This window comes from Thermosynechococcus sp. PKX95 (assembly GCF_031583295.1).
Taxonomy (GTDB): domain Bacteria; phylum Cyanobacteriota; class Cyanobacteriia; order Thermosynechococcales; family Thermosynechococcaceae; genus Thermosynechococcus.
Genome location: NZ_CP134171.1, coordinates 866297 through 890626, shown reverse-complemented (window position 1 = coordinate 890626; position 24330 = coordinate 866297). Strand labels below are relative to the sequence as shown.

Sequence of the window (24330 nt, the reverse complement as noted above, 5' to 3'; positions counted from 1 at the left end):
CCTGCGGAATGAATTTAGAAGAGTGCTATCGCATTCTGGAGTTGCCACAAGGGGCGTCCTTAGCTCAAGTGAAATCCGCCTACCGACGGCTAGCACGACGCTATCATCCCGATGTCAACCCCGGCGATCGCACTGCCCATGAGAAGTTTATTCTCCTCCAACAGGCCTATGAAAAATTAGTACGAGGACTGCCCACCTTTCGGCCTACCCCTGTTAAATCAGAACCCCAATCTCGCCCACCGCAGCCACCGCCGCCTCTCTCTGCCTTTGAGATTGAACTGAAGCACGCTAGCTATCGCCAACTTCAGGAATTTCTCAAATATCGCTGCTATCAACGTGCCATATCCCTTGTGGAAGGGTTGGCCAGTCGGCTGCCTCAAGATGCCGAAGTACGCCAGTGGCAAGCCGTCACCTATCAGTGCTGGGCGAGGCAACTCATTCGCGATCGCCAACCCCAAGCGGCACGGGAATACCTGCATCGCGCGCTGAAAGCCGATCCGGATAACCGACTCCTTTGGCAAGAAGCAGAAAAGGACTTTCGTACCCTTGATCGCCTCTACGGCAAAGAAATCTAAGTCCAATCCTCCCGTTTATTGCTGCCCAGCTTGTAAACACCGCCGCGAGCGTGAATGGCACGGGTACGCTCAAACAGTTCTTCCTCCGTGAGTTGCCATTTTTCTAGCAGCTCTGCCATTAACTTCTTATTGGTTTCGGCACCGGGGAAGCCATCATAGCGAATCAGCAATCGCCCCAATTCCGCCAAGTTGTAATCACTGATGCCCTCTTGTCCCAAGCGCTCGAGGACTAACCGATCTTGGGCTTCACGGGGATGTTGTAGGTTCTGGGAGTTTGTCATTTTACCCTCCAAGATTTATTGATGAAACTTTAACGGCTAGTTTTGCGATAGCGATTCCCCGGCTGCTGCTCGACCCAACCCGTTAGCTCCAAGTGCATTAGTTCTGCCATCACCACCCCTGTTTCCAAGGGTACGCGCTGCACAATGTCATCAAAGGCAACACTATTGCTGCCTTGGCTCAGTTGTTGAATCGCCTCGAGAATCTGTTGCTGGGGGGGCGATAGCGTTGGCGGTGGGGCTGAGAAGGGTGTTGGATCGAGGGGGGGTGTATGCCCCAATTGTTCGAGGAGAGCTTCTTCTCCCAAGATAATCTGTGCCCCTTGATTCACCAGACTCAGGGCACCCTTGGCACGGTGGTTATCGAGATGCCCCGGCAGCACATAGACATCACGACCATACTCGGCAGCATAGCGAGCAGTGATCAGGGCACCGGATTTGTAGGGAGCCTCTGCAATAATCACCGCACGGCACAGACCAGCAATGATGCGGTTGCGACGGGGAAATTGGGGGCGATCGGCACCCACGCCCCTAGATACTCGCTCAAGAATCCCCCGCGTTCACGAATCTGGTAATAAAGCGAACGATTTTCCGGTGGGTAGATCATATCCACACCCGTGGCTAAGACGGCCAGTGTGGCACCTCCAGCTTCTAAAGAGCCGCGATGCGCCGCGCCATCAATGCCTGCGGCCATGCCGGAAACAACAATAAACCCAGCTTGGGCAAGGGCATACCCCAGCTTGTGCGCCCAACGCTGCGCATATTCTGAAGGATCACGGGTGCCGACAATGGCAACAGTTGGTGTGGATTGACTGAGAATTTCTAAAATGCGAGTCCCGCCATAGTAGAGCAAGGGCGGCGGATCGGGAATTTCGCGCAGCAGTGGTGGATAGCGAGGGTCACTCAGCACCCAATGGTGGGGATTTTGCTGGCAGTGGTGCTCGTAGAGAGCTAGGGGTTGGCACTGCTGACGATAGTGGGCGATCGCCCCTTGGAGCTTTGGGCCAATTCCTTCCACCTCTGCCAAGGCAGCTAGGGGGGCTTCCCAAGCCTTTTGCAAATCGCCAAAGTGCTGCCAGAGGCGTTTGAGTAACACCGAGCCAAGGCCGGGTACCTGTGACCAACTGTACCAATAGGCAGCATCAGCGGGAACCAAGGGAGCTTAGTAGGCTTCCTGCAACTCGTAGAAGTCAGGGGTGATGTAGTCTTTGCGCAGCGGCCAGCCCACCCAATCCTCGGGCATAAGGATGCGCTTCAAATTTGGGTGCCCCTCATAGACAATGCCAAACATATCGTAGGATTCCCGCTCTTGCCAGTCGGCGGTTTTCCAAATCCAATAGACGGAAGGCACACGGGCATCATCCCGAGGGACAAAGACTTTAATCCGCACCTCTGGGGGGCGATCGGCATTATCACTGAGCTTGATCAGGTGGTATGTGCTCACCAAGTCTTGGCCGGGACCCGAATCATAGGCGGCTTGGCACTGCAAATAGTTAAAGCCGTCGGCATAGAGGGCTTGGCACACCGCCAGCAGGCGATCGCGATCCACTTTGATGATTTCTACGCCAGAGGCATCGGTACCGAGGGATTCCACACTCAGGTTTTGAGACTGGAGAAGGCGGTATACAGGGCCAGCTTCAACAATGGGGGCTTCGGGGGTGTCACTCATGTTCGCTGCTCCAACCTAAAGGCAATCAACTCACTCAAGACCATTCGAGGGCACGTTTGCGCCACGCATAAACTAGAGCCACGACCAGAATGGCAATGAAAATCAAGGCTTCAATAAAGGCCAGTAAGCCCAACTGATGGAAGGCCACCGCCCAAGGATATAAAAAGACCGTTTCCACATCAAAAATGACAAAGACGAGGGCAAACATGTAGTAGCGCACATTGAACTGAATCCACGCGCCACCAATGGGTTCCATCCCCGATTCGTAGGTCGTCAAGCGGATCATCCGCCCGGATTTGGGACGCAATAGCGCAGAGGCAGCTAAAGCCAGTACGGGTACCAGACCACAGATAATCAAAAAGCCAAGAAAATACTCGTAACCACTGAGAACAAACACGGTTGCAGTGTCCCTCGATCTTGGAATTGCTACCATTTTGACACACTCCCCTAGCGATCGCTAGGCTAGGGATCAATAGAAAAAACTAAATTGCCCTATAGCGAATCATTAGCGATGTCCCAACCCACTGTCCTCTGTGCTGGCGAAGTCCTCTTTGACTGTTTAGAAGTGCCCCCTGATCCCCCGCAGTGTTTTCTGGGGGGTGCCCCGGCCAATGTGGCCTGTGGTTTGGTGAAGTTGGGGGTGAGTGCGGCCTTTTTGGGGGCTGTGGGGGACGATGCCTTAGGGGAGCAAGCCTGTGCCGAATTAGCCGCTTTGGGCGTCAATATCGAAGCAGTCGAGCGGGTCGCTGGGGTGCCGACGCGGCAAGTGCGCGTTCAATTGGTGGGGGGCGATCGCCAGTTTGTGGGATTTGCGCCAGCGGGAACTTCTGTCTTTGCCGATATGCAGTTCTCTGGCCAGCAAGTCTCGCCATCGTTCCTAGCTGGGGCACAATTTTTCGTCACCGGCACGCTCGGACTAGCCAGTGAAGCCACCGCCACCACCATTGAACATCTAGTCCAGCAACTGCGGCAAAACGGTGCCTTTATTCTCATTGATGCCAACTGGCGACCAATCTTCTGGCGGGATGCGAGTGCTGCTCCTGAACGCATTCGTCCTTTTTTAGCACAGGCGCATTTCCTGAAACTGGCCAAGGAAGAGGCGGAATTATTTTTCTCTGACAGTGATCCCCAAGTTGTCTATCGTGCCCTTTGGGGGACGGCACCTGACCATGCCGTGGTTATTACTGACGGGGATCAAACTATTCACTACTGCTGGCACGAAAATCAAGGGGAATTACAACCACCCGCCATGCCCGTTGTGGATACCACTGGTGCCGGCGATGGCTTTGTTGCGGGTTGGATTGCCCAATTATTACAGGGCAGCCCGGAAACCTACCGTGACCCCCAATGGCAGGCTGCTTGTTTAGAATTTGCCACAGTGGTGGGGGCGCTCGTGACGACAAAACGGGGGGCGATCGCTGGTCAACCCACCCTTGCTGAGGTCACTCAATGGCTTCGGGATCATCCTCAAAGAAAAATACGGACGCACTCACCGCCCTAGCAGTGGTTGATGGGCTTGTCGCGATCGCTGGCTGATGTTCACGGCTAGGGATGGCTGCCGCCAAGGGACAGGCCCGCCAAAACCCCCGCACCGGCACATTCAGTTTTTCACAGGTACCACCACGCCGCCCTTCGGAATAATAGAAGCGGCAAAAGCGGCAAGTTGTGGGAGTGAGAATTGGGCTGTCCATCGCGGGGATCAACTCCGAAGTAAAATCTTTAGGCTCTCTACCTTCCATCCTATGAAATTGTCCTCAGCGACTTTTGCAGCGATCACAGGGTCAAAGAGGCCTAGGAAGCAGGTTTTAGCGATCCCCAGTGGTCAAAAGTGCTTTTAGATTCTTTTCATACTCCCGCAACACTCCGTAATAATACGGACATCAATTGTAGGAAAAGTGAAAAAAAGGTTACGCCCGCAGACGCAACCCATGGAGATCAGTATATTTTTAAGCCGCAGAGGAAATTAACGTACTGCCGCCGTCGTGGGTGCCTTGGCGGGGATCAAGAACAACTTGATCATTTGCCACACATTCGAGAGATAGAGGGGAAGTTTCTTCAGAAAACCGCCATTTTGCTTGCTAATTTCTGTCAGCTTGGCATTGTTTTCGACACACCGCTCTAACCGCTGATAAAATTCTGGATGATCGACATCGAGAATCACCGGAAAAACACGGCCTGCGGTTTCATTGGTTTTGGCAATCACCTCACGATCATACTCGCGGGCATCCAAGCCAATCGCAGCATAGAACTTCGCCCGTTGCAAATCGTTGAGGTACATTGTGGCAAAGACCGAGAGCAGGAAGAAGCGGCACCACAGTTTTGGTGGCAGCCAGCAGACCATGAAGTAGCGTGCCCATTTCTTACCAGAGAGGGACAGGGGAATTTCCTTAATCTTTTGCCAGAAGGTGCGCGGCCGATCGAGCATTTGCGGCTGGGCACGCATCACGGCATCAAAGAAGTCACCGTGGCGGTTTTCGTCTTGGCACCAGTTCTCAAAGAAGCGGAAGATGGGGTAGATGCGATGTTCGGGGTGCTTCTCCAGATGGCGATAGATCGTAATGTAGCGCCAGTAACCAATTTTCTCGGAGAGGTAGGTGGCGTAGAAGATGAATTCCGGTTCAAAGTAGGTGTAACTGCGGTGCTGCGTCAAAAAGCCAAGATCCAGCGATAGGTTAAAGTCGGCCATCGCTTTATTCAAGAAGCCAGCGTGGCGGGCTTCATCGCGAGACATCAGGGCAAAGCATTCTGCCAATAGGGGGTTGCGATCCTTGAGCTTGCGGCTGAGTTCTTTGTAGAGGAGAAAGCCAGAAAATTCCGCTGTGCAGGAGCGCTCCAAAAATTCAATAAATAACTGGCGGGTTTCGCCATCAATGTGATCCCAAGACTGTTCAAATTCTGCATCCCGCACAAAGTGGTGGCGGTTGTAGTCGCAGCGGAATTCCTCAAGGATGGCCTGAAGTTCTGCTTTGTTTTCAGTAATGTCCATATTGGCCATCGCTTCAAAGTCAGTGGTATAGAAGCGGGGCGTGAGGATGGTTTCCTTGGCGGGGGCTTTAATGCCCGGCCGCAGTTCTTCAAACTCTGGTTTGGCGACGGTATTAACCATAAAAAGCTGCGTCTCGCTCTTGCTAACGGCACTCATAAAGCATGGTAGCGAAAATCCCCAATGCATTACAGGTCATTACAGAACCGTTACATTCCCCACCAGCGGCTGAGTTGATTGCGCCAGCGATCGCCCCAAGAGGCCGCCCATGTGGGTTGGCGATAACGTTGAATCAACTGTTGCCCCAAGGGAGTGAGGCGATAGCGATCGGTGAGGCCTTGGCCATCCACTTCGCGGCGCAGTAAACCGACGCGGATCAACCAGTCCAACTCTGCTTCTGCTAGGAGCACAGGCAAGGGCGATCGCGTGAATCCCGATTGAAGACCCGCTTCGCCCACAATTTCTAGGAGTGCCACACTCCGCTGCTGCATTGTCTGAAACAAGAGGGGCAAAAAGGGACTACAGCGCAGGGCGCGATCGCCCCGTTCCAAAACCTTCGGAGAATACGCGATCGCCACTGCCGCCAAACCTACAGAGAATTTAAGTGGCTGGTATCAATGAAGGTTGCCCGGTCATTCACTGACGTACCAGGGGCGGGGGGTGTGCGGGGCGATTGAGTTGCGGGAGAGGTTGATGGCGAAGAGGGAGTTTCTGCCTCCTGACGACGGCGATCGGGTAAGACCACGCGCTCCATGATGAACTCAATCGTGCCCTTGCGCAGCCATCCCCGTGCTACCAAAATATCGCCGAGTCTTGCCCCTGTGGCTCGCTGATCGGCTAAGGCAACTTCAATTTGTGCGGGTGTCACCAATTCTGCTTCAACCAGATAGTTCCCCAAGCGTTTCGTGTAGCTGTCATCATGGGGACGCTGGATAAAGGGGGGCTTTTTCGCAGGTGCCTCAGTCTCTGCTGCCACGCCTGGCAGGCTGTCAAAGTCACGTTGATCCCCCGCTAGGGCAACCAAGCATTCTTTGATTTTCATCAGAATTTCCGCTGCTCGCCGGGGTTGATTTTGCTGGGCTGCCTGCTCCAAGAGCCGTGCTTCTGCCTCAATCAGCGTTTGCCGGGATGCCACTGCTGCAACTTGTAAAATGCGTGCCTGCTGCTGAAGGACAGCCATATCTCGTTCAAGAAGGGCTTTTTTGCACTGCTTGAGAACAAGGGATCCCTGCTTCAGCAGAACTTTGTGGGTAGGAGTAGTCATAGACAGCAACAGCGGGGATAAAGAACATGACTTAAAAGAATATTAAAGCTTGGCAACTGCCTTTGGCATTGTTTAGGCGATGGGGAACACGCAATCTACTTTTACTATAGCCCTTTGTATTGAACCCATTCCGCTGCAACTGCGTCAAATGTAAAGGTTCTGTAAAGATAGGGTCACTGTTGCTGCCGTAGGACGGTGTTGAAGAGTTCTTTGACTTGTTCCCACGCATCCCGTGCTGCTGCTGCATCGTAGCTATCCCGTTGATCGCAGAAGAAGCCATGATCCGCTGGATAGATGAAGATGTGGTGGCGAATGCCGTGATGGCGCAGCGCCGTTTCAATTTGCTTCACCTGTTCCATGGGAATACTTTGGTCGCGATCGCCAAAGAAGGCATAGAGCGTGCCGCGAATTTTCGGTGTGATTTCAATGGTGGGTAGGCCACCGCCGGGGGTCATGGTTGTCATCCCGGCGCCATAGAATGAGGCCGTGGCTTTAATGTCCGGTAACTGAGCCACCAGATAGGCCACATGACCGCCAAAGCAAAAGCCAATCGTACCAATGGCATCCCCATCCACATTTTCAAGGCCGCGCAGATAGGCAATGGTCGCTTGGGTGTCACTAAGGAGTTCCTCGGCTTTGGTTTGGTTTTTGTACTGCCGCCCCAAATCAATATCAGCGGCGGTGTAGCCCGTTTCAAAGCCGGGGGCAAAGCGTTGGTAAAGGGCGGGGGCGATCGCCACATAGCCTTCGCGGGCAATACGTTCGGTCACATCGCGGATATGGGCATTGACGCCAAAAATTTCCTGAAAGACAATCACTGCCGGATAGCGGCCGGGGGCAACAGGCTCGGCTAAGTAGGCATCAATCAGCAGATCGCCATTGACCACCTTGACCCAACGACTGGTAATCTCCACCATCGTGAACCTCCTAGGCAGGAATGTCGAGGTCTGGAAACGTGCGCTTGAAGTCGCTAATCAATTCATCGAGTTCGGCGAGGGCGGATTCAATGTCAATGGTGAGGGTGCCATGACCGGGGAGTTCCAAGAGCTTTTTGAGGCTCTCCCGTTTCGCCAAAACAACTGCTAGACGTTCCTGTAGGGTGGGTAACTCCATCTTGTACCTCGCTGCAAAGCTCACTATTACTCTACCGTTTCGTTGGCCAGCTTCTTCCCTTTGACAGGTGGCGGGGGCACCAGTTCCACATTGATTTCATTCACAGGGCGCGGCCGCAGTTCCAGAGATTGCGATCGCGGCAGCAAATCAAACACTTCCCGAAACGTGTCATCGAGGGTTTCAAAGGGCACCACACCGATAAATTCCTGCCGCAATTGGCCTTGGCGATCGAAAATCAGGGTTTGCGGCACCCGGCCTTTGTAGTAGTAGCCCGCTTCATTGGCGGAGAACTGCGCCCCAAAGGGTAAGGCATCGACATCAATAGCGATGAAATCGGTGACGCGACCATAGTACCCCTGCAATTGGGAGATGGTTGAGGCAAACTGCTTGCAGTCGCGGCTATCGTTCACATAAAACAGCAGCAATGTGGCGCGATCGCTCTGACGCGATTTCTCTAGGGTGACCTTTGGTGGCACTAAGGAGCCATTGCCAGCGTAAAGAGCAAAGATATTCCCATCGTAGCGATCGTCTTGTAACCCCGCCCAACTCGGCGCTGTCCACAGTCCCCACAGCAGGAGGACAAGTCCTAACCAGCCCCAAACCCGTTTCATTTTTCGCTCCATCACGCTCTGTAAAGACACTATACCGCCACGCCATCCCCCTCCCGTGCATTGTAGAACCAATGCCACCCCTTCTAAGGTAGGAAGAGTGTCTTTATTGCTTTTGCCAATAGCTACAGGGGTGCTCTTTCTGGGGCTTTTTTCGGCGTGATCAGGCGTGATCAAAGGAATGAATCTATACCAACGTTTAGGGATAGTCACGATTTTCAGTACAGTGCTACTGGCCAGTTGTGCGCCCGCCTCGCAAAAGGGCACTCTCCAGCTCTATGCCAATGGTGAAGAGCGCTTGCAAACGGGATGGACAAGCAAAGATGGCTGGAAGCTCGAGTTTGACCATGTCTATTTGACGTTGGGTACGGTGACTGCCTACCAAACCCATCCCCCCTTTGATCCTGAGGCGGGCGATCGCCCCGACAGTGAAGTGACGGTTGTGTTTAGCGATCCTATGACGGTGGATTTGGTGAGTGATCAGCGTCCCCTTGTAGGCAGTGCTGCGGCGGCGGTGGGTCACTTCAATGCCCTGCAGTGGCAGACCCTCGCACCCAGTTTACAACTGGTGGGAACAGCGCAGCGGGGCAATGTCACTCTCCCCTTTGACATTACGTTGGATCAGCCCTTGGCCTTTGTTTGTGGCGACTACATTGGCGATGAACGCAAGGGAATAGTCACAGCGAACAGTTCCGCTGAGCTAGAGATTACACTCCACTTTGATCATCTTTTTGGTGATGGCGCTGAACCAGCAACGGCGGAGATCAATCGCGACGCGGTAGGCTTTGACCCCTTTGCTGCCCTAGGCACTCCTGAGGGAGTCACGGTTGACTGGACAGGATTACAGCAAAAACTCAGCCCCAAAGATTTTGAAACACTGCGCAAAGCCCTTAGCGGTCTGGGGCATGTCGGCGAAGGTCACTGTCGGGAGGTTTCCTCATGAAAACAGTTTTAGCGAGTGTGGCTACCTTAGGACTGATAGTTCCCCAAGCCCTTGCCCATGGGGTTGAGTTGCGCTACAAACCGCAACAGGTGATTCACATTACAGCGCGCTATGACAGTGGCGAACCGATGGCAAATGCTAGGGTACAGGTCTTTGCCCCCGATCGCCCCCAAGAAGCAGCAATAACAGGAACCACCAATACCCAAGGGGAGTTTCAATTTGTGCCCGATCGCCGCGGTCAGTGGCAGGTGCAGGTACGTCAAGGGGGACATGGCGGCCTACTCACGATTCCGATAGCGACCGATGCCCAAGCAACGGCTGAGGTTGCTCTTACCGCCGTCCCAGAACCGCCAAGGACGGTTTCCCTGAGTCAATACACTCCCGCACAAATCACGGTCATGGTCTTGGCAGTGCTCTGGGGTGCCATTGGCACAGCTTGCTTTGCTTGGTCGCGGCGGCGGCTGCCAGTGGAGTCGTAGTCATGCACATCCCCGATGGTTTAGTGCCGCCCCTGTGGTGTGGACTGGGTTATGCCGGTAGCGGTGGTCTCCTGTGGTGGTCTTGCCGCCGTTTGCAGCGGGCAACGGTGGATCCGCTGGCGATCGTGCCGCGATTAGCTCTATTAACCGCTGCCTTTTTTACCGCCTCTGCGGTTTATATCCCGCTGCCTCCCGCCAGTGTGCACCTCATGTTCCTTGGCAGTCTGGGGATTCTTTTGGGGGAAGGGGCAATGATAGCCGTGGTGGCGGGATTATTTCTACAGGCGGTGATGTTTGGTCATGGCGGTCTGACGACTTTGGGCCTCAATGCGCTGATCATGGGGATTCCAGCGCTCCTTGCCGCTGCTGTTTTTCGGGGGCTGTGGCATCGCTGTCCGCCAAGGGGGCGATCGCTCCTCGGGTTTATCCTTGGGGCGGGGGCTGTGCTGTTGGCTGTTCTCTTATTTGGCGCAGTGATTCTCCTGAGCCTGCCAGCACCCTTGGATCAACAGCGGGAATGGCTAGCGATCGCTGCGATTGGGATTGGCCATTTGCCCCTTGCTATGTTGGAGGGAGTGGTCACGGCTTCACTGCTGGTCTTTTTGGCCAAAGTCAAGCCAGAATTCCTGTCCCAAGGCGTATGCTTTTCCCGTGAAAATTCTCCTTACCCTACTGCCGACCCTCGCTGAACTCTACGGATTAATCTTTCTGTGCATGGGCATTGGCTATGGCAGTAGCCGTTTTTTGCCATCAACGACGGGGGCTTGGCTGGCGCAAGGGTTGTTCTGGGTGGGGACGCCCCTAACGGCATTTAGTTTTATTGTCACCACCCCGATTACGGGTCACAGTACGTTGGCTCCGCTATTGGCGTGGCTAGGAATGGGGATCGGCGTCAGCTTGGCGTGGCTGTGGTTGCAGCAATATCCCGCTCACACGCGGCAGGAGCAGGGCAGTTTTCTCTTGGCGACCATGGTGGGCAACACGGGTTTTATTGGCTTTCCAATTACTTGGCGACTGCTGGGGCAAGAGCACTTCAGTTGGGCGTTGTTTTTTGATCTGATGGGGACGCTCCTCATTTCCTATAGTGCTGGCATTGGTGTGGCGGCGAGTTTTGGCGATCGCGCCATTTCCATCGCAAAACTGCTGTGGCACATTGGCCGGAATCCAACCCTTTGGTGTGTCGGCATCGGACTGCTGCTACGACAACATCCCCTACCCGCGATCGCCCAACAGGGACTTTTAACCTTGGGGTGGTTAATGGTGATTGCTGGATTGATCTATATGGGCATCTGCCTCGGTGAGGCTCCCCTCAAGCTCCGCTGGGAACGCATCATTCCCTGTCTGACGATTAAGATGCTACTGGTACCGCTCCTGTTGGGTCTCGGATTAACCCTCGTAGGCATCAGCGGCCGGCCCCGTCTAGGGATGGTACTCCAAGCTGGCATGCCCCCCGCCTTTATGACCCTAATTCTGGCGGATGTATATCACTTGGACCGGGCTTTCGCTGCCAGTGTGATTTTAACCAGCCTCTTTGCCTTAATTCTTCTATTGCCCCTGTGGCTGGTGCTCTTTGCCGGGTAGGGGCATTTGGTGGCTAATCGTCGGGAGTCAAGCGCAACAGCAGGTAGCCTGCGCCTAAACCAACCAGAACCAAGGTAAACGTAATTACCGCAGTATTGAAAATCTCTTCTGCCATAGGGCGGCCTCAGCTAACAAGAACTCATTGTAACCAATTTGGCTCCTTTGCTTACCACGGCTCCAAAACAGGTTCCCGCAGTAGCTCATGGGTACCACGATTCACGGTCAAGAAGATCCCGCGGGGTGTTTTGGTCAATAGATACGTGTACTCACCATTGACGGCTTCAAAATAGTACCCTTGAGGACTCCAATCCCGCAGGGGCAGCCGAATTGATAGGCGCGGATCCTGCTTGTGTCGTGCCATATAGTAGGCGGGGCGATCGCCCCCACAGATATTCACCCAATAGCTACGAGTCTCCGTGGCCACAAAGGTACTTTCATAGGAGCGACAGGAAAGGGGGCGTGCCAGTGCCGCCAGTGGTGTCATCGTCAATAGGGCAACAGCCGCTAGGGTGGAGCCAACAAACCTCATGGTCATCTCGCAGCAATTTCTCACTCCAGTCTAGCCAAAGAGGCGGGAAAGGGTTTCACCCTCGGTAAGATAGATGATGACGACTGCTGTTTACCTTCAACAGGGATGCAATGACGCTCGCGATCGCCCCCTTTCCGATTACCGCCATTGTTGGTCAAGAAGCCATTAAACTTGCCCTGCTGTTGGCCGCGGTTGATCCCGGTTTGGGGGGGGTGATCATTGCCGGGCGGCGGGGGACTGCCAAATCTGTTCTTGCGCGGGGTATTCATGCCCTATTGCCCCCCATTGAAGTCATTGATCAAGGGGAGATCCCAGTACCGATCATTGCCAACCCCGATCCCCAACGTCCCCAAGACTGGGATAGCCGCTTGCAGGCTTGGCGCCAAAGTCATCCCGATGTTGCTTTGACCACCAAAGTGATTCCAGCCCCCTTTGTGCAAATTCCCCTAGGGGTCACCGAAGATCGCCTCTTGGGAGCTGTGGATGTGAGTCAATCGGTGCAGCGGGGTGAAGCGGTCTTTCAGCCCGGCCTCTTGGCGGCAGCCCACCGCGGCGTGCTCTATGTGGATGAAATCAATCTCTTGGATGAACAATTGGCCAATGTGCTGATGGCCGTGCTGAGTGCTGGGCGCAACCCAATTGAACGGGAGGGGATTAGTCTGGATCACCCCTGTCGTCCCCTGTTGATTGCCACCTTTAATCCCGATGAGGGAGAAGTGCCGCCCCATCTGCTGGACCGGTTTGCGATCGCCCTATCGGCGGATACGGTTCTGGGCTTAGATGAGCGGGTTGCAGCGGTGGATCATGCCACCCAATTTGCTGATTCGCCCCAAGCCTTTTTGCAGCAGTACGATGCTGAGCTAGAGGATCTGCGCACCCAAATTATTCTGGCGCGGGAATGGCTCAAGGAGGTAAAAATTCAACGGCAGCAAATTGCCTATCTGGTCACCGAAGCCCTACGGGGCGGTGTTCAAGGCCATCGAGCAGAACTCTTTGCGGTGCGGGTGGCCAAAGCCCATGCTGCCCTGAATGGCCGCAGTGAAGTGAATGCCGAAGATCTACGCCGCGCTGTTGAACTAGTGATTGTGCCGCGAGCCACGCAACTGGAACCGCCGCCGGAGCAACCACCGCCCCCACCTCCACCACCGCCCCCGCCGGAGAATCAGCAGTCTAACCCCGAAGAAGAACCCGATGAGCCAGAGACGCCACCGGAAGAGCAGCAGGAAACGCCACCCATTCCTGAGGAATTTGTCTTTGAGGCCGATGGCACGGTCTTGGATGAGTCGGTGCTCTACTTTGCCCAACTGACCCAACGCCAAGGGAAATCGGGGAGTCGCAGCCTGATTTACTCCCAAGATCGCGGTCGCTATATCCGCCCCATTTTGCCCCGTGGCCGAGGGGGTCGAATTGCTGTGGATGCCACCCTGCGCAGCGCCGCTCCCTACCAAAAATCCCGTCGCCTACGCCAACCCCAACGCCGCGTCATTGTTGAAAACAGTGATCTGCGAATTAAACGTTTGGTACGCAAAGCGGGTGCCTTGATTATTTTTGTCGTGGATGCCTCTGGCTCCATGGCACTGAACCGCATGAATTCTGCCAAGGGCGCTGTTTTACGCCTATTGACCCAAGCTTATCAAAACCGCGATATGGTGGCGCTGATTCCCTTTCGTGGCGAGCAGGCAGAGGTGCTCCTACCCCCCACCCGATCCATTGAAGCGGCACGGCGACGCCTTGAAACCCTGCCCTGTGGGGGTGGCTCTCCCCTTGCCCACGGCCTGACCCAAGCGGTGCGAGTGGGTTTGAATGCCAAGCAAAGCGGTGAGATTGGTCAAGTGATGATTGTGGCCATTACCGATGGTCGGGGCAATATCCCCCTGAGCCGTTCCCTTGGCGAAACTATTCCGCCGGAGACCAAGCCCGATGTCAAAGCGGAAGTACTGGAAATTGCCGCTAAAATTCAAGCCTTGGGTCTGAAGCTCTTGGTGATTGATACCGAGAATAAGTTTGTCTCCACGGGGATGGGCAAGGAATTGGCCCAGCAAGCAGGGGGTAAGTATTACCATCTGCCCAAGGCCACCGATCAGGCGATCGCCCAAGTGACGCAGAATGCCCTGCAATTTTAGCCACCAATAAAAAACCCTCCCCCCAGTTAGAGAGGAGAGAACCTAGCAAACTATTGGGGCAGTAAGCCTACATCATGCCGCCCATGCCCCCCATACCGCCATCCGCAGGAGCTGCCGGTTTCGGTTCCGGTTTTTCGACCACAAGGGCTTCTGTCGTCAGTACCATGCCGGCGATCGAACCAGCATTTTGCAGGGCAGAGCGTACGACTTTGGCAGGGTCAATAATACCGGCACTAACGAGATCGTCATAGGTGCCCGTTGCAGCATTAAAGCCATAGTTAAAGTCACCGGCACGGACATTCTCGACGACTACGGCTCCTTCAACACCAGCATTGTCAGCAATTTGAGCCACCGGGGCTGCCAAGGCACTGGCAACAATGCGTGCCCCCGTTTGTTCCTCGGGACTGAGGCTAGGCAGCAGGGCATCAATGCGACTGGCCAAGTGAAGCAAGGTCACACCACCGCCGGGCACAATCCCTTCAGCCACTGCCGCTTTGGTGGCATTGAGGGCATCTTCGAGGCGGAGTTTGCGATCCTTCAATTCCGTTTCGGTGGCAGCCCCCACTTTGATCACCGCTACGCCGCCCACGAGCTTGGCAATGCGCTCTTGCAGCTTTTCTTTGTCGTATTCGGAGTCGGTCTCGGCCAACTGCTTCTTGAGCTGTTCGACCCGCTTTTGAATATCGGCTTTATTGCCTTTCTCGGACACAAGGGTGGTGGTGTCTTTGGTCACGGTGACGGAGGCGGCTTCTCCCAGCATGGTGATTTCCACATCATCTAGGGTCAGTCCCACTTCCTCAGAAATGACTTGACCGCCCGTGAGAATGGCAATGTCTTGGAGCATTGCTTTACGCCGTTCGCCAAAGGCTGGGGCTTTCACGGCAACCACATTGAGGACACCCCGCAGTTTATTCACCACCAATGTGGCGAGGGCTTCGCCTTCTACATCTTCAGCAATGATCACGAGGGGACGACCACTGCGAGCCACTCTTTCTAGGGTGGGAATCAGATCTTGGATACTGGTAATTTTTTTGTCCGTCAACAGCAGATAGGCATTGTTGAGTTGAACAATCATCCGCTCTGGATCGGTGACAAAGTAGGGGGAAATGTAGCCGCGATCAAACTGCATCCCCTCAACAATTTCCATTTCTGTATTCAGGGATTTCGATTCTTCAATGGTGATCACGCCATCTTTGCCGACTTTGGCCATGGCTTCACCAATCATGGCTCCCACTTCGGGATCATTACCGGCAGAGACGGTGGCCACTTGGGCAATCATATCCCCTTCAACGGGTTTGGCCACTTCGGCAATGCCCTCGACAATGGTTTTGATCGCTTTTTCCATACCGCGCTTGAGGGCAATGGGGTTAGCACCGGCAGCCACGTTTTTCAGGCCTTCACGGATCAGGGCTTGGGCAAGGAGGGTGGCAGTGGTTGTGCCATCGCCGACGACATCATTGGTTTTGGCGGCCACTTCCCGAATCAGTTGGGCACCAGTATTTTCGTAGGCATCTTCCAGTTCGATTTCCTTGGCGATCGTCACGCCATCGTTAACAATTTGCGGTGCGCCATACTTTTTCTCAAGCACCACGTTGCGCCCTTTGGGGCCAAGGGTAATTTTCACGGCATCGGCAAGGGCATTAATTCCGCGTTCGAGCGATCGCCGGGACTCTTCATGAAATGCGACTAATTTTGCCATGGGTGGCTATCCTTTAGTAACTTGGAGGTCATGATTGAGGGACTGCAAACTTAGCAGGCTTCAAGCCATTGTTTACAGTACTGTGGAAAACCAGTTGAGGGCAATGGCAGAAAATGTAGGGGATTCCGCACTTGCTCGCGTACACTGACAATAGACTGACAATAGATTAACAAGCTTCGCAGCCATGGCTGGCCGCCACCTCAATCAACAACGCCTACAGGTCTTCTTGTACGTCACCTTAATGCTCGGCATTGCCCTTGCAGCGGCCAAGGAGTATTTTTACTTGAACAATGGCCAAGGGGGGCAAGATTGGCAAATTGGTGCTCCACAGGTGGATGTCATTGCTGCTCAGCCAAAACGCTCCCTTGCGGAAATACGAGCCTTTGCCCTGCAATTGGTGAATCGCGATCGCCAGCTCAATGGACTGCCGCCCCTTGTTGCCGATGAATTACTCACAGAGGCCGCACAACGCCATGCCGAAGATATGCTCAAACGCCAATACTTTAGCCATACCAATCCCGATGGGCAATCCCCAATGGATCGCTTTATCGCCTTGGGGGGACGCGGTGGCGTCGGTGAAAATATCATGGAGCAGAAGGGCACCCCCGGATTGGTGCTCAACTATAAGCTGATTGAGCGGTTCCAAAAAGGCTGGATGTATAGTGAGGGGCACCGCCAAAATATCCTGCGGCCTGAATTTACCCGCTTTGGCTTTGGCATTGCTTTGAACTCAGCTCACGGAGAAGTCTATGCTGTACAGATGTTTGCACTGCCAGCCCAGTAAAGGCAGAGCGTTGCTGCGCGGATCATTTCCAATGTAATCAATGTCAACTTAACCGCATTCGCTATGTTCACTGAAGAGATGTATGTTGTCCTTGAATCTACTGTCAGCGATGAGACCTTTCTCACACCGATGGAGCTACAGGCCAAGCTGGTGGAGTATTTAACAGGAACCGATGTTTCCCTAACGCCGGATCTACTTGCTTTGCCCGATGTGGAAAGTCGTGCCCACCACCTCATGACAACGGGTTGTGAACTGCAATTACCCAATGGTGGCTACCTTCAGTGGTATGCCGTGCGTTTAGAAAAATAATCGTTACACAGAGTTACGAAACTCCTGCTCGGAAAATTCCGTTCTAATATAGATAAGGCTCTTGGATCAATCAAGGGTTCAGACGATTATTTATTCTTTCGTGGTGTCCAAATCGTCAGGAATAGCAGGGTAACGAGACTGTGGCCGATCGCCGTCGTCAACAAAAGAAAAAACCGCAAATGACCTACAGTTGGCCGTTGGCGGGCACCTACCAAGCCCTTAGCTCGGCATCGGTGGATTTGATCTGGCGCAAAGTGGTGAATTTGGCCGATGTGTCGTGGCATCCCTTGATTTTGCGCACCAATGTGCCCTACGGACTCGTACCCAAGCCGGGGTTTATTTTCCAAGCCATGACGCGTTGGATTCCGTGGCCGATTCAGATTTTTGTCGAACGGGTATCACCGGGAAAACTGTTGAGTATTCGCATTTTGGTCTTGCCGGGGGTAGAGGAACGGGTAACCTATCGTTTAGAATCAACGGTCTGGGGGAGTCAGATTTCCTGCTCAGTGATGTTGCGGGGGTGGCTGGCGCCGCTGATTTGGTCACTGATTCGCGATTCTGCGGCAGGGTTGGCTGCCCGCTTAGCAGTTGCGGCTGAGGAAGATCCCCCCTCTGCTCAGCCCCCCATTGATCCCTGCTTAGGTTTTTAGACGGACAAAAGAAAACTCTATGCTCAGCGATAGCGATCGCGTTCGTGTTCTCAGTGAAGCCCTGCCCTATCTCCAAGCCTTTGCCGGACGCACCTTTGTCGTTAAATACGGCGGTGCCGCCATGAAGGAGGAGCACCTCAAAGACTCGGTGATTCGCGATATTGTCTTTCTTTCCTATGTGGGGATTCGGCCGGTGGTGGTTCATGGGGGTGGCCCTGAAATCAATGCGTGGTTAACTAAGCTCAACATCGAACCCCAATTCAAAAATGGGCTGCGCGTCACCGATGCCGCAACGATGGATGTGGTGGAGATGGTCTTGGTGGGTCGGGTCAACAAGGAAATTGTCACCCTGATTAATCAGGCGGGCGGTAAAGCGGTGGGGCTGTGCGGCAAAGATGGCAACCTGATTCGTGCCCGTGCCCAAGGAGAAGAGAGCATCGGCTTTGTGGGTGAAGTCCAAGGCGTGGATACCCGCGTGATTACGGCACTAGTGGAGAAGGGGTATATTCCCGTCATCTCCAGTGTGGCTGCCGATGATACTGGGCAAGCCTACAACATCAATGCTGATACTGTTGCTGGCGAGATTGCGGCGGCTTTGGGGGCTGAGAAGCTGATTTTACTGACGGATACCGCAGGCATTTTACGGGATTATCGTGATCCGAGTACTCTCATTTATCGCCTTGATATTGCCGAAGCGCGGCAACTCATTAAAGAGGGGGTTGTCTCTGGCGGGATGATTCCTAAAGTCACCTGTTGCGTGCGATCGCTCGCTCAAGGGGTGAAAGCAGCGCACATTATTGATGGCCGGGTGCCCCACGCCCTATTACTGGAAATTTTTACCGATTCGGGGATTGGCTCAATGCTCGTGGGTTCCAATGCAGCCTACGATCGCGCCTTTACTGATTGAAACTTTTTGCATGAAAAAGGGCGTCCTAGGGTATGACGAGGATGTTTTAGCGTAAGCGCCTATTACTTATGAAATTATTCTCTTTAATCTTAATTAGTAGCAGCTTAGCCACTAGCTTGAAACTGCCAGCACGCGCCATTCCCCAACCCTACCCCCCAGTGGCGGTGAATAGTTTTATGAATACCTGCATCGAGCGTGGCCGGCGATCAGCGCCCATTGTGCCCCGTTCAGTGATGAATAACATTTGTCAGTGCTCCATCAACTACATTCAAGAGCGATTGAGCTACACTGATTTTCAAACCCTTGATCCCAATGGCAGTCAACCGCAATCTCCTAGCCAACAGCGGGCACAGCGGGTTCTCGATGAAAGTGTGAACTACTGCATTCGCCAACAACTGGGGGTCTAGGCACTTTTTGACCCTGCTGCGCGTCGGAAAACTTAGCTGGCGATCGCCAACGGCCAAGGCAAGTCTTTGTGCTAGATTGGGCGTAGGCTAAAGGATCGAAAATTTAGGACGAATCATATGGGAATCACACACCGCACGCTCGTTGTCAGTACGACAGTGGTCATGACGGCATTGGTTGCTGTCACGGGTGCGGGTCTGCACTGGTCCCGTAGCCTAGCAGGTTTTCGCCAAAGTCCTAAGGAACTGGTGGATGAAGTATGGCAGGTCATTGACCGTGAATACGTTGATGCCACCTTCAATGGCAATGACTGGCGTGCCGTGCGGCGGGAGTTTCTCTCTCGGAACTACACCAAACCCGAGGATGCTTACAAAGCGGCACGGGAAATGCTCGAGAAGCTCAATGATCCCTACACCCGCTTTATGGATCCGGAGCAGTTTCGCTCCATGCAAATTGAAACCTCTGGTGAACTCACAGGGGTAGGTATCACCATTACCCAGGACGAAAAGACCAAAGAAATCACCGTGGTTTCCCCCATTGAAGGGAGTCCCGCCGCTGAGATGGGTTTAATGGCCAAGGATGTGATCCTGAAAATTGATGGCAAATCCACTAAGGGCATGGATCTCAACCAAGCCGTCAGCATGATCCGTGGCCCGGTGAATACAAAAGTGCGCCTGACGATCCAGCGGGGCGATCAAATCTTGAACTATGAGATCACCCGTGCCCGCATTGAAATTCATCCCGTTCGCCACAGCCTACGCCAAACTCCCCAAGGCCCTGTCGGCTATATTCGCCTTGTCACCTTTAGCTCCAATGCAGCAGCAGAAATGCGCGCCGCCATTCGGGAGTTAGAAAAGCAAGGCGTTGAAGGCTATGTTTTGGATTTACGCTCCAATCCGGGCGGCCTACTCTTTGCTAGTGCTGAAATTGCCCGCATGTTTCTACCGCAGGGCGATATTGTCTCTACGGTCAATCGCCAAGGGGAAGCAGAACGCTTACGTGCCGGTCGCGGCTTCTTGACCAATAAGCCCCTTGTGGTGCTCATTGATGGCGGCTCGGCCAGTGCCAGCGAAATCCTCGCAGGTGCTCTACAGGATAATGGCCGTGCCGTGTTGGTGGGAACACGCACCTTTGGGAAAGGCTTGGTGCAGTCCGTCCAGCCGGTGGGCGACGGGGCAGGGATTGCAGTGACGATCGCCAAATACTTTACCCCCAGTGGTCGTGATATTAACAAGAAAGGCATTGAACCCGATATTGAAGTCACACTCACGGAGCAGCAGCGGGAACAACTGACGCGCGATGACATTGCCACCGATCGTGATCCTCAATTTACACGGGCGCTAGCCGTTCTCAATGAACGCATCCTAGCAGAGCGACGCAATACCCAATCAGCGCGTCCTCCCCAGACAGCCAATCCTTAAGTTCACTCAGTTAGGTGAGCACCGTGGCCGACCACCGCCGACAAGCCCAGCGGGTATTGTTCTTGGCGCTAGGGGTCAATGTTGCCCTGACGGCCATTAAAGCCATTGTTGGTGTTCTCAGTCGCTCATTGAGTTTACAGGCCGATGCCCTGCATAGCTTGACCGATGCCGGGAGTAGCATACTGGGCTTAGTGGCCATGCAGTGGGCTAACCCCCATCCCGATCGCGACCATCCCTACGGTCACCAAAAGTTTGAAGCCCTCGGTGCATTGGGGATTGCCGCCTTTCTGGGCATGGTGTGCTTTGAGATTTTACAAAGTGCGGTTGAGCGCCTGCTGCATAAAAGCAGTGCCGTGACGATCACAGGGGCAGAACTGTGGATTGTGATCCTTGTCCTTGGCATGAATATCGGCCTTACTCTCTATGAACACCACATGGGGCGCAAGCTGAATAATTCCGTGCTCATTGCTGATGCCAAGCATACCCTGAGCGATGTCTGGACAACGATTATTGTCCTTTTGGGGTTGATTGGGGTGTGGACGTTCAATTGGGATTGGCTGGATGTGGTGTTGGCATTTCCCGTCGCGGCCCTTGTGTTTTGGAGTGCGTGGGAAGTTCTCAAAAGCAACATTCCTTGGCTGGTGGATGAGATGGCGATCGCCCCCGAAGCTATCCATGAGCTAGTGATGACCGTGCCCGGTGTGGTTAATTGCCATGACATTAGCTCGCGGGGAATGGTGGGACGGCAAGTGTTTATTGAGATGCACTTAATTGTCGAGGCGCAAGATATTCCCACGGCCCATGACATTACTGAGCAAATTGAAGCCCTGCTGCAAGACCGCTATGGGCCGGCTCGCATTGTCATCCACGTCGAACCCCCCGACTACGAATCCAGTCAGATCAGCTTCTCTTAAGTGATTTTTGCTATTTTTTGAGCATCTGCGCAAAGCAACTGAGGAGTGACCCTGTGGTGTACGACTGCATTGTTGTTGGTTCAGGCCCTGCGGGCGGTGCGGCTGCCTATCACTTGGCTAGGCAAGGCTGGCGGGTGTTGGTTCTGGAAAAGGAAGCTCTGCCCCGCTACAAGCCCTGTGGGGGAGGTGTGTCGCCCCAAGTGCAAGCTTGGTTTGACTTTGACTTTACTCCTGCTATCTCGCTGAAGCTGACGCAAATGGTCTGTACGTGGCAGGGTGGGGAAGCGCAAGTGCTGGAACTGCCCCCAGAGCAAGCGGTGTGGATGGTGCGCCGCGATGTGTTTGATCATTTTCTGATTCAACAGGCGCAGCAACAGGGGGCGCAGGTAGCGGCTCAAACTCCCGTTACAGGTCTAACGTGGGGGGGCGATCGCTGGCAGGTGCATACGCCCAAGGGGGATTTCACAGCGCAGTATTTGATTGGCTGTGATGGTGCCAAAGGTTCAATGGCCAAGTGGTTGGGCTTCCAACATCGTCAGCAGCGTATAGGAGCAGCCATTGAGGTTGAAGCAGCCATGCCCAATCATTCCCTGAGGACAGCCCACTTTGACTTTGGTCGCGTTCACAATGGCTACATTTGGAACTTTCCTAAACGGGAGGGCTACTCGATTGGTGTGGGCACGTTTTCCCTAAAACGCAAGCAAAATCTGAGGGCGATCGGGGCAGCATATGCTGAAACCTTTGGCGTTGATTTCAGTCAAGTCAAGGTCTATGGCCACCCCCTCTACTGTTGGCAGCGGCACCAGCGCCTGCACACCCAAAATGCCCTCCTTGCCGGGGAAGCGGCCTGTATCGTTGATCCGTTTACTGCCGAAGGCATTCGTCCCTCGCTGTTGACTGGCATGTTGGCCGCCCAAGCCATTGATCGCGCCCTCAATGGTGATCCAGAGGCTCTCGCAGACTATTCCCGTCAAGTCCAACAGGCGTGGGGAGCGGATATGGTCTGGGCAAAACGTCTAGCGACTCTTTTTTATCGGATGCCCCACATGGCCTATGAAGTGGCCATCAAACGTCCTAGCGCCCTGCAACGGATGGGGCAAATTCTCTGCGGTCAGTTGCGTTACCGCGATGCAGCAGCCAATGGCCTGAAATTGTTGGCAGCGGGGTTGAGAGTGCCGACGGTTTTCCGTTAATGCCGATAGGGATGCTCCCTGAGCTGCCTTCTATAATGTTGGTGCAGCCTAACTTTAGGAACACGAGTGGTGAGCAGTCCCATTGAGCAGCGCAAGGCCGAGCACCTCGAGCTTTGTATTCAAGGTGATGTCAGTCATCAAGAAGTCACCACCGGTTTCGAGAAGTATCGCTTTCGCCATTGTGCCCTGCCCGAACTGGACTTTGCCGAGATTGATCTGAGCGTCGAGTTTTTGGGCTGGCGGCTTGCAGCTCCGCTGCTGATTTCCTCCATGACTGGTGGAACGCCTGAAGCGGGAGACATCAATCGCCGCTTGGCACGGGTGGCGCAACAAAAGGGAATTGCCATGGGGGTCGGTTCCCAGCGAGTGCTGCTGGAGCATCCAGAGGTGGCGACCACGTTTGCCATTCGTCAAGAGGCACCCACTATCCCCCTCTTAGCCAATCTTGGCGCGGTGCAGTTGAACTATGGCTGTGGCGTCAATGAATGCCAAAAGATTATTGATCTCCTAGAGGCGAATGCCTTGATTTTGCACCTCAATCCCCTACAAGAGGCCGTCCAAACGGGGGGCGATCGCAACTTCAAGGGACTGTTGACGAAAATTGGTGTTCTCTGCCGTGCCCTACCGGTGCCTGTAATTGTGAAGGAAGTGGGCAATGGTATCAGTGCCGACGTGGCCAAGCAACTCGTGGAGGTGGGAGTAGCCGCTATTGACGTGGCGGGGGCAGGGGGAACCTCTTGGGCTAAGGTGGAAGCAGCGCGTGCTCAGGATGGGCGTCAGCAGTACCTCGGAGAGGCCTTTGCCGAATGGGGCATGCCTACGGCGCAGTGTCTGGAGCAAATTCATCCTGCCCTACCAGATACGCCCCTAATTGCCTCCGGCGGACTTCAAAATGGCATTGATGTGGCCAAGGCCCTTGCCCTCGGTGCTGGTCTTGCCGGTTTAGCGCGCCCCTTTTTGCAGGCCGCCCATCAATCAGAGGAGACACTTGCGCAACGCATTGATTTTATCCTTGAGGAATTGAAAACCGTGCTGTTTTGTACCGGCAGTGCCACTCCCCAAGCCCTCTATCAGCGTCGCTGTCTCGAAAGGATCTAGCGGGGGTCTTCAAGGATCGTGCGCAGCCACGGGGGCGGATCCGGAATCGGATTGCCCAATCGCTCCAACAGTGTCCATGCCAAAATATGCACCACTAAGGCATACACCGTGGACTGGAAAAAGACAAGTAGCAGTGCCACGACTTGGATCAGGGTCACCGTTGGCTCCAGCAGCAGGTTGAGGTTGACCAGCACCCAATCAATGAAATTCGTGACCTGCTGATTGAAGTAAATCCAGAGGTTTTCCCCGAGCAGAATGGACACAAGACTAATCTGAAAGAAAAATCCTGCGGTGCCAATCACAGCGCCACTGAGAATTGAGCGTCCCCAGCTCTCTTTTTTTGCCCAACAGCCGCCAAAAATCACCCCCATCATGCCGTGGGGCAAGAGAAATTGCAGACTGCGGGGTGGCCCCATCAACACAGAAAGGAGCAAGGCACTGACAATCGCCGCCATCCAAGCCGCTCGGCGGTTCCAGCGTAAATACACCAAGGCAATGGGAATTGGAAAAAATAGGCGCAAGACTGGACCAATGGGCAAATAAAAGTTAATCACCCACAGCAGGGCAGCGGTACTGGCAAGGAAGGCTGTTTCTGTGATCACCAAGGTGCGCTGAATTTGCGATCGCCCCAAGGCTTGGGACTGCTCAGGGGGCACAATGGCTTCGACGTCGGGAAAATCATCCTCTAGGGAATCCGTTGGGTTCATTGATTGCAGATAACCTTTTTTCTCTACACTCTAGCAAGCTTTACTGCCAGCTCTCAAACTGGATATAGCGCCCTGAAAAATCCTTTGCTGAAAGTTAG

31 protein-coding genes and 1 pseudogene are annotated in these 24330 nt (G+C 54.1%); 16 read left to right on the top strand and 16 right to left on the bottom strand.

Features of this window, described 5'->3' with window-relative positions:
- Positions 1-8 precede the first annotated feature (8 nt).
- The gene (locus RHH81_RS04140) at positions 9-575 is read left to right on the top strand and encodes a J domain-containing protein (RefSeq protein WP_225901650.1); all 567 of its coding nucleotides are present in this window, start codon (positions 9-11) and stop codon (positions 573-575) included.
- Here the strand turns inward: RHH81_RS04140 and RHH81_RS04135 are convergent.
- The 5 genes and pseudogenes from RHH81_RS04135 to ndhC form a co-directional block, all read right to left on the bottom strand.
- A complete protein-coding gene (locus RHH81_RS04135; RefSeq protein ID WP_206201194.1) occupies positions 572-856 on the bottom strand; it encodes a DUF3288 family protein in 285 nt (94 codons plus the stop codon). The two genes, RHH81_RS04140 and RHH81_RS04135, sit on opposite strands and share 4 nt — an antisense overlap.
- A 29-nt stretch (positions 857-885) precedes the next feature.
- On the bottom strand, positions 886-1185 hold the full coding sequence (locus RHH81_RS04130; protein WP_310743543.1) for a hypothetical protein: 300 nt from the start codon (positions 1183-1185) through the stop codon (positions 886-888).
- Between the two features lie 36 nt (positions 1186-1221).
- A pseudogene (gene dprA / locus RHH81_RS04125) lies at positions 1222-1763 on the bottom strand (DNA-processing protein DprA); the annotation flags it as partial.
- A 252-nt stretch (positions 1764-2015) separates the two neighbouring features.
- Positions 2016-2522 carry an NAD(P)H-quinone oxidoreductase subunit J gene (locus RHH81_RS04120; RefSeq protein ID WP_302678933.1) on the bottom strand — a complete coding sequence of 169 codons (507 nt, stop codon included), beginning with the start codon at positions 2520-2522 and terminating at the stop codon, positions 2016-2018.
- Between the two features lie 34 nt (positions 2523-2556).
- A complete protein-coding gene (gene ndhC, locus RHH81_RS04115; RefSeq protein WP_149820086.1) occupies positions 2557-2919 on the bottom strand; it encodes a photosynthetic/respiratory NAD(P)H-quinone oxidoreductase subunit C in 363 nt (120 codons plus the stop codon).
- Positions 2920-3033: 114 nt separating this feature from the next.
- On the opposite strand from ndhC, the gene RHH81_RS04110 reads away from it, so the two are divergent.
- Positions 3034-4023 carry a carbohydrate kinase gene (locus RHH81_RS04110; protein WP_310743429.1) on the top strand — a complete coding sequence of 330 codons (990 nt, stop codon included), beginning with the start codon at positions 3034-3036 and terminating at the stop codon, positions 4021-4023.
- On the opposite strand, the gene RHH81_RS04105 is transcribed toward RHH81_RS04110, so the two are convergent.
- The 7 genes from RHH81_RS04105 to RHH81_RS04075 all read right to left on the bottom strand — a co-directional run bounded on the left by RHH81_RS04105 (position 3965) and on the right by RHH81_RS04075 (position 8493).
- Positions 3965-4213, bottom strand: a complete 249-nt coding sequence (locus RHH81_RS04105; RefSeq protein WP_190278043.1) for a hypothetical protein — start codon at positions 4211-4213, stop codon at positions 3965-3967. The two genes, RHH81_RS04110 and RHH81_RS04105, sit on opposite strands and share 59 nt — an antisense overlap.
- Before the next feature lie 272 nt (positions 4214-4485).
- Complete coding sequence (gene acsF, locus RHH81_RS04100; protein ID WP_149820092.1) at positions 4486-5628, bottom strand: magnesium-protoporphyrin IX monomethyl ester (oxidative) cyclase; 1143 nt, start codon at positions 5626-5628, stop codon at positions 4486-4488.
- Between the two features lie 86 nt (positions 5629-5714).
- Complete coding sequence (locus tag RHH81_RS04095; protein ID WP_302678931.1) at positions 5715-6083, bottom strand: Npun_F0494 family protein; 369 nt, start codon at positions 6081-6083, stop codon at positions 5715-5717.
- 11 nt (positions 6084-6094) lie between these two features.
- Positions 6095-6769 (bottom strand): hypothetical protein, encoded by a 675-nt coding sequence (locus RHH81_RS04090; RefSeq protein WP_302678930.1) that lies wholly within the window; start codon positions 6767-6769, stop codon positions 6095-6097.
- 173 nt (positions 6770-6942) lie between these two features.
- A complete protein-coding gene (locus tag RHH81_RS04085; RefSeq protein WP_302678929.1) occupies positions 6943-7686 on the bottom strand; it encodes a dienelactone hydrolase family protein in 744 nt (247 codons plus the stop codon).
- Between the two features lie 10 nt (positions 7687-7696).
- On the bottom strand, positions 7697-7882 hold the full coding sequence (locus tag RHH81_RS04080; RefSeq protein ID WP_149820101.1) for a hypothetical protein: 186 nt from the start codon (positions 7880-7882) through the stop codon (positions 7697-7699).
- Positions 7883-7908: 26 nt separating this feature from the next.
- Positions 7909-8493, bottom strand: a complete 585-nt coding sequence (locus RHH81_RS04075; RefSeq protein ID WP_225901648.1) for a thylakoid membrane photosystem I accumulation factor — start codon at positions 8491-8493, stop codon at positions 7909-7911.
- A gap of 178 nt (positions 8494-8671) precedes the next feature.
- Here RHH81_RS04075 and RHH81_RS04070 point away from each other — a divergent pair, with 178 nt between their 5' ends.
- From RHH81_RS04070 to RHH81_RS04055, 4 genes are read left to right on the top strand one after another with little or no spacing between them, the layout of a single operon-like run.
- Complete coding sequence (locus tag RHH81_RS04070) at positions 8672-9433, top strand: DUF4382 domain-containing protein (protein ID WP_310453301.1); 762 nt, start codon at positions 8672-8674, stop codon at positions 9431-9433.
- The gene (locus tag RHH81_RS04065; RefSeq protein ID WP_206201186.1) at positions 9430-9912 is read left to right on the top strand and encodes a carboxypeptidase regulatory-like domain-containing protein; all 483 of its coding nucleotides are present in this window, start codon (positions 9430-9432) and stop codon (positions 9910-9912) included. The genes RHH81_RS04070 and RHH81_RS04065 overlap by 4 nt, the downstream gene beginning before the upstream one ends.
- Complete coding sequence (cbiM, locus tag RHH81_RS04060; RefSeq protein WP_310743428.1) at positions 9870-10601, top strand: cobalt transporter CbiM; 732 nt, start codon at positions 9870-9872, stop codon at positions 10599-10601. The genes RHH81_RS04065 and cbiM overlap by 43 nt, the downstream gene beginning before the upstream one ends.
- On the top strand, positions 10564-11493 hold the full coding sequence (locus RHH81_RS04055; RefSeq protein ID WP_310438475.1) for an AEC family transporter: 930 nt from the start codon (positions 10564-10566) through the stop codon (positions 11491-11493). The genes cbiM and RHH81_RS04055 overlap by 38 nt, the downstream gene beginning before the upstream one ends.
- Before the next feature lie 13 nt (positions 11494-11506).
- Here the strand turns inward: RHH81_RS04055 and petM are convergent, their stop codons facing one another.
- Both petM and RHH81_RS04045 read right to left on the bottom strand, forming a co-directional pair.
- Positions 11507-11608, bottom strand: a complete 102-nt coding sequence (gene petM, locus RHH81_RS04050; RefSeq protein ID WP_011057256.1) for a cytochrome b6-f complex subunit PetM — start codon at positions 11606-11608, stop codon at positions 11507-11509.
- Between the two features lie 51 nt (positions 11609-11659).
- Entirely contained in the window at positions 11660-12022 is a 363-nt protein-coding gene (locus RHH81_RS04045) for a hypothetical protein (RefSeq protein ID WP_302676726.1), read from the bottom strand.
- A 110-nt stretch (positions 12023-12132) separates the two neighbouring features.
- Between RHH81_RS04045 and bchD the strand changes: the two genes are divergently transcribed.
- The gene (gene bchD / locus RHH81_RS04040; protein WP_310438476.1) at positions 12133-14145 is read left to right on the top strand and encodes a magnesium chelatase ATPase subunit D; all 2013 of its coding nucleotides are present in this window, start codon (positions 12133-12135) and stop codon (positions 14143-14145) included.
- A 67-nt stretch (positions 14146-14212) separates the two neighbouring features.
- Here the strand turns inward: bchD and groL are convergent, their stop codons facing one another.
- Positions 14213-15844: a chaperonin GroEL gene (groL, locus tag RHH81_RS04035; RefSeq protein ID WP_310453303.1), complete on the bottom strand. Its 1632-nt coding sequence runs from the start codon at positions 15842-15844 to the stop codon at positions 14213-14215.
- A gap of 184 nt (positions 15845-16028) precedes the next feature.
- Between groL and RHH81_RS04030 the strand changes: the two genes are divergently transcribed.
- The 9 genes from RHH81_RS04030 to fni all read left to right on the top strand — a co-directional run bounded on the left by RHH81_RS04030 (position 16029) and on the right by fni (position 23525).
- Complete coding sequence (locus tag RHH81_RS04030) at positions 16029-16628, top strand: CAP domain-containing protein (RefSeq protein ID WP_206201181.1); 600 nt, start codon at positions 16029-16031, stop codon at positions 16626-16628.
- Between the two features lie 63 nt (positions 16629-16691).
- Positions 16692-16937, top strand: a complete 246-nt coding sequence (locus tag RHH81_RS04025) for a chlororespiratory reduction protein 7 (protein ID WP_206201180.1) — start codon at positions 16692-16694, stop codon at positions 16935-16937.
- A gap of 179 nt (positions 16938-17116) precedes the next feature.
- Positions 17117-17587 (top strand): SRPBCC family protein, encoded by a 471-nt coding sequence (locus RHH81_RS04020; protein ID WP_225901696.1) that lies wholly within the window; start codon positions 17117-17119, stop codon positions 17585-17587.
- Between the two features lie 19 nt (positions 17588-17606).
- A complete protein-coding gene (argB, locus tag RHH81_RS04015; protein ID WP_310453304.1) occupies positions 17607-18494 on the top strand; it encodes an acetylglutamate kinase in 888 nt (295 codons plus the stop codon).
- Positions 18495-18610: 116 nt separating this feature from the next.
- A complete protein-coding gene (locus RHH81_RS04010; RefSeq protein WP_206201177.1) occupies positions 18611-18901 on the top strand; it encodes a hypothetical protein in 291 nt (96 codons plus the stop codon).
- A 117-nt stretch (positions 18902-19018) separates the two neighbouring features.
- Positions 19019-20320, top strand: coding sequence for a carboxyl-terminal processing protease CtpC (gene ctpC / locus RHH81_RS04005; RefSeq protein ID WP_206201176.1), 1302 nt, complete (start codon positions 19019-19021; stop codon positions 20318-20320).
- Positions 20321-20343: 23 nt separating this feature from the next.
- Positions 20344-21234, top strand: a complete 891-nt coding sequence (locus RHH81_RS04000; RefSeq protein WP_310743427.1) for a cation diffusion facilitator family transporter — start codon at positions 20344-20346, stop codon at positions 21232-21234.
- A gap of 56 nt (positions 21235-21290) precedes the next feature.
- Complete coding sequence (locus tag RHH81_RS03995; RefSeq protein WP_315863405.1) at positions 21291-22427, top strand: geranylgeranyl reductase family protein; 1137 nt, start codon at positions 21291-21293, stop codon at positions 22425-22427.
- 69 nt (positions 22428-22496) lie between these two features.
- Positions 22497-23525 (top strand): type 2 isopentenyl-diphosphate Delta-isomerase, encoded by a 1029-nt coding sequence (gene fni / locus RHH81_RS03990; RefSeq protein ID WP_206201174.1) that lies wholly within the window; start codon positions 22497-22499, stop codon positions 23523-23525.
- Here fni and RHH81_RS03985 read toward each other — a convergent pair.
- Positions 23522-24232 (bottom strand): DUF2232 domain-containing protein, encoded by a 711-nt coding sequence (locus tag RHH81_RS03985; protein WP_206201173.1) that lies wholly within the window; start codon positions 24230-24232, stop codon positions 23522-23524. The genes fni and RHH81_RS03985 overlap by 4 nt on opposite strands.
- Positions 24233-24330 lie beyond the last annotated feature (98 nt).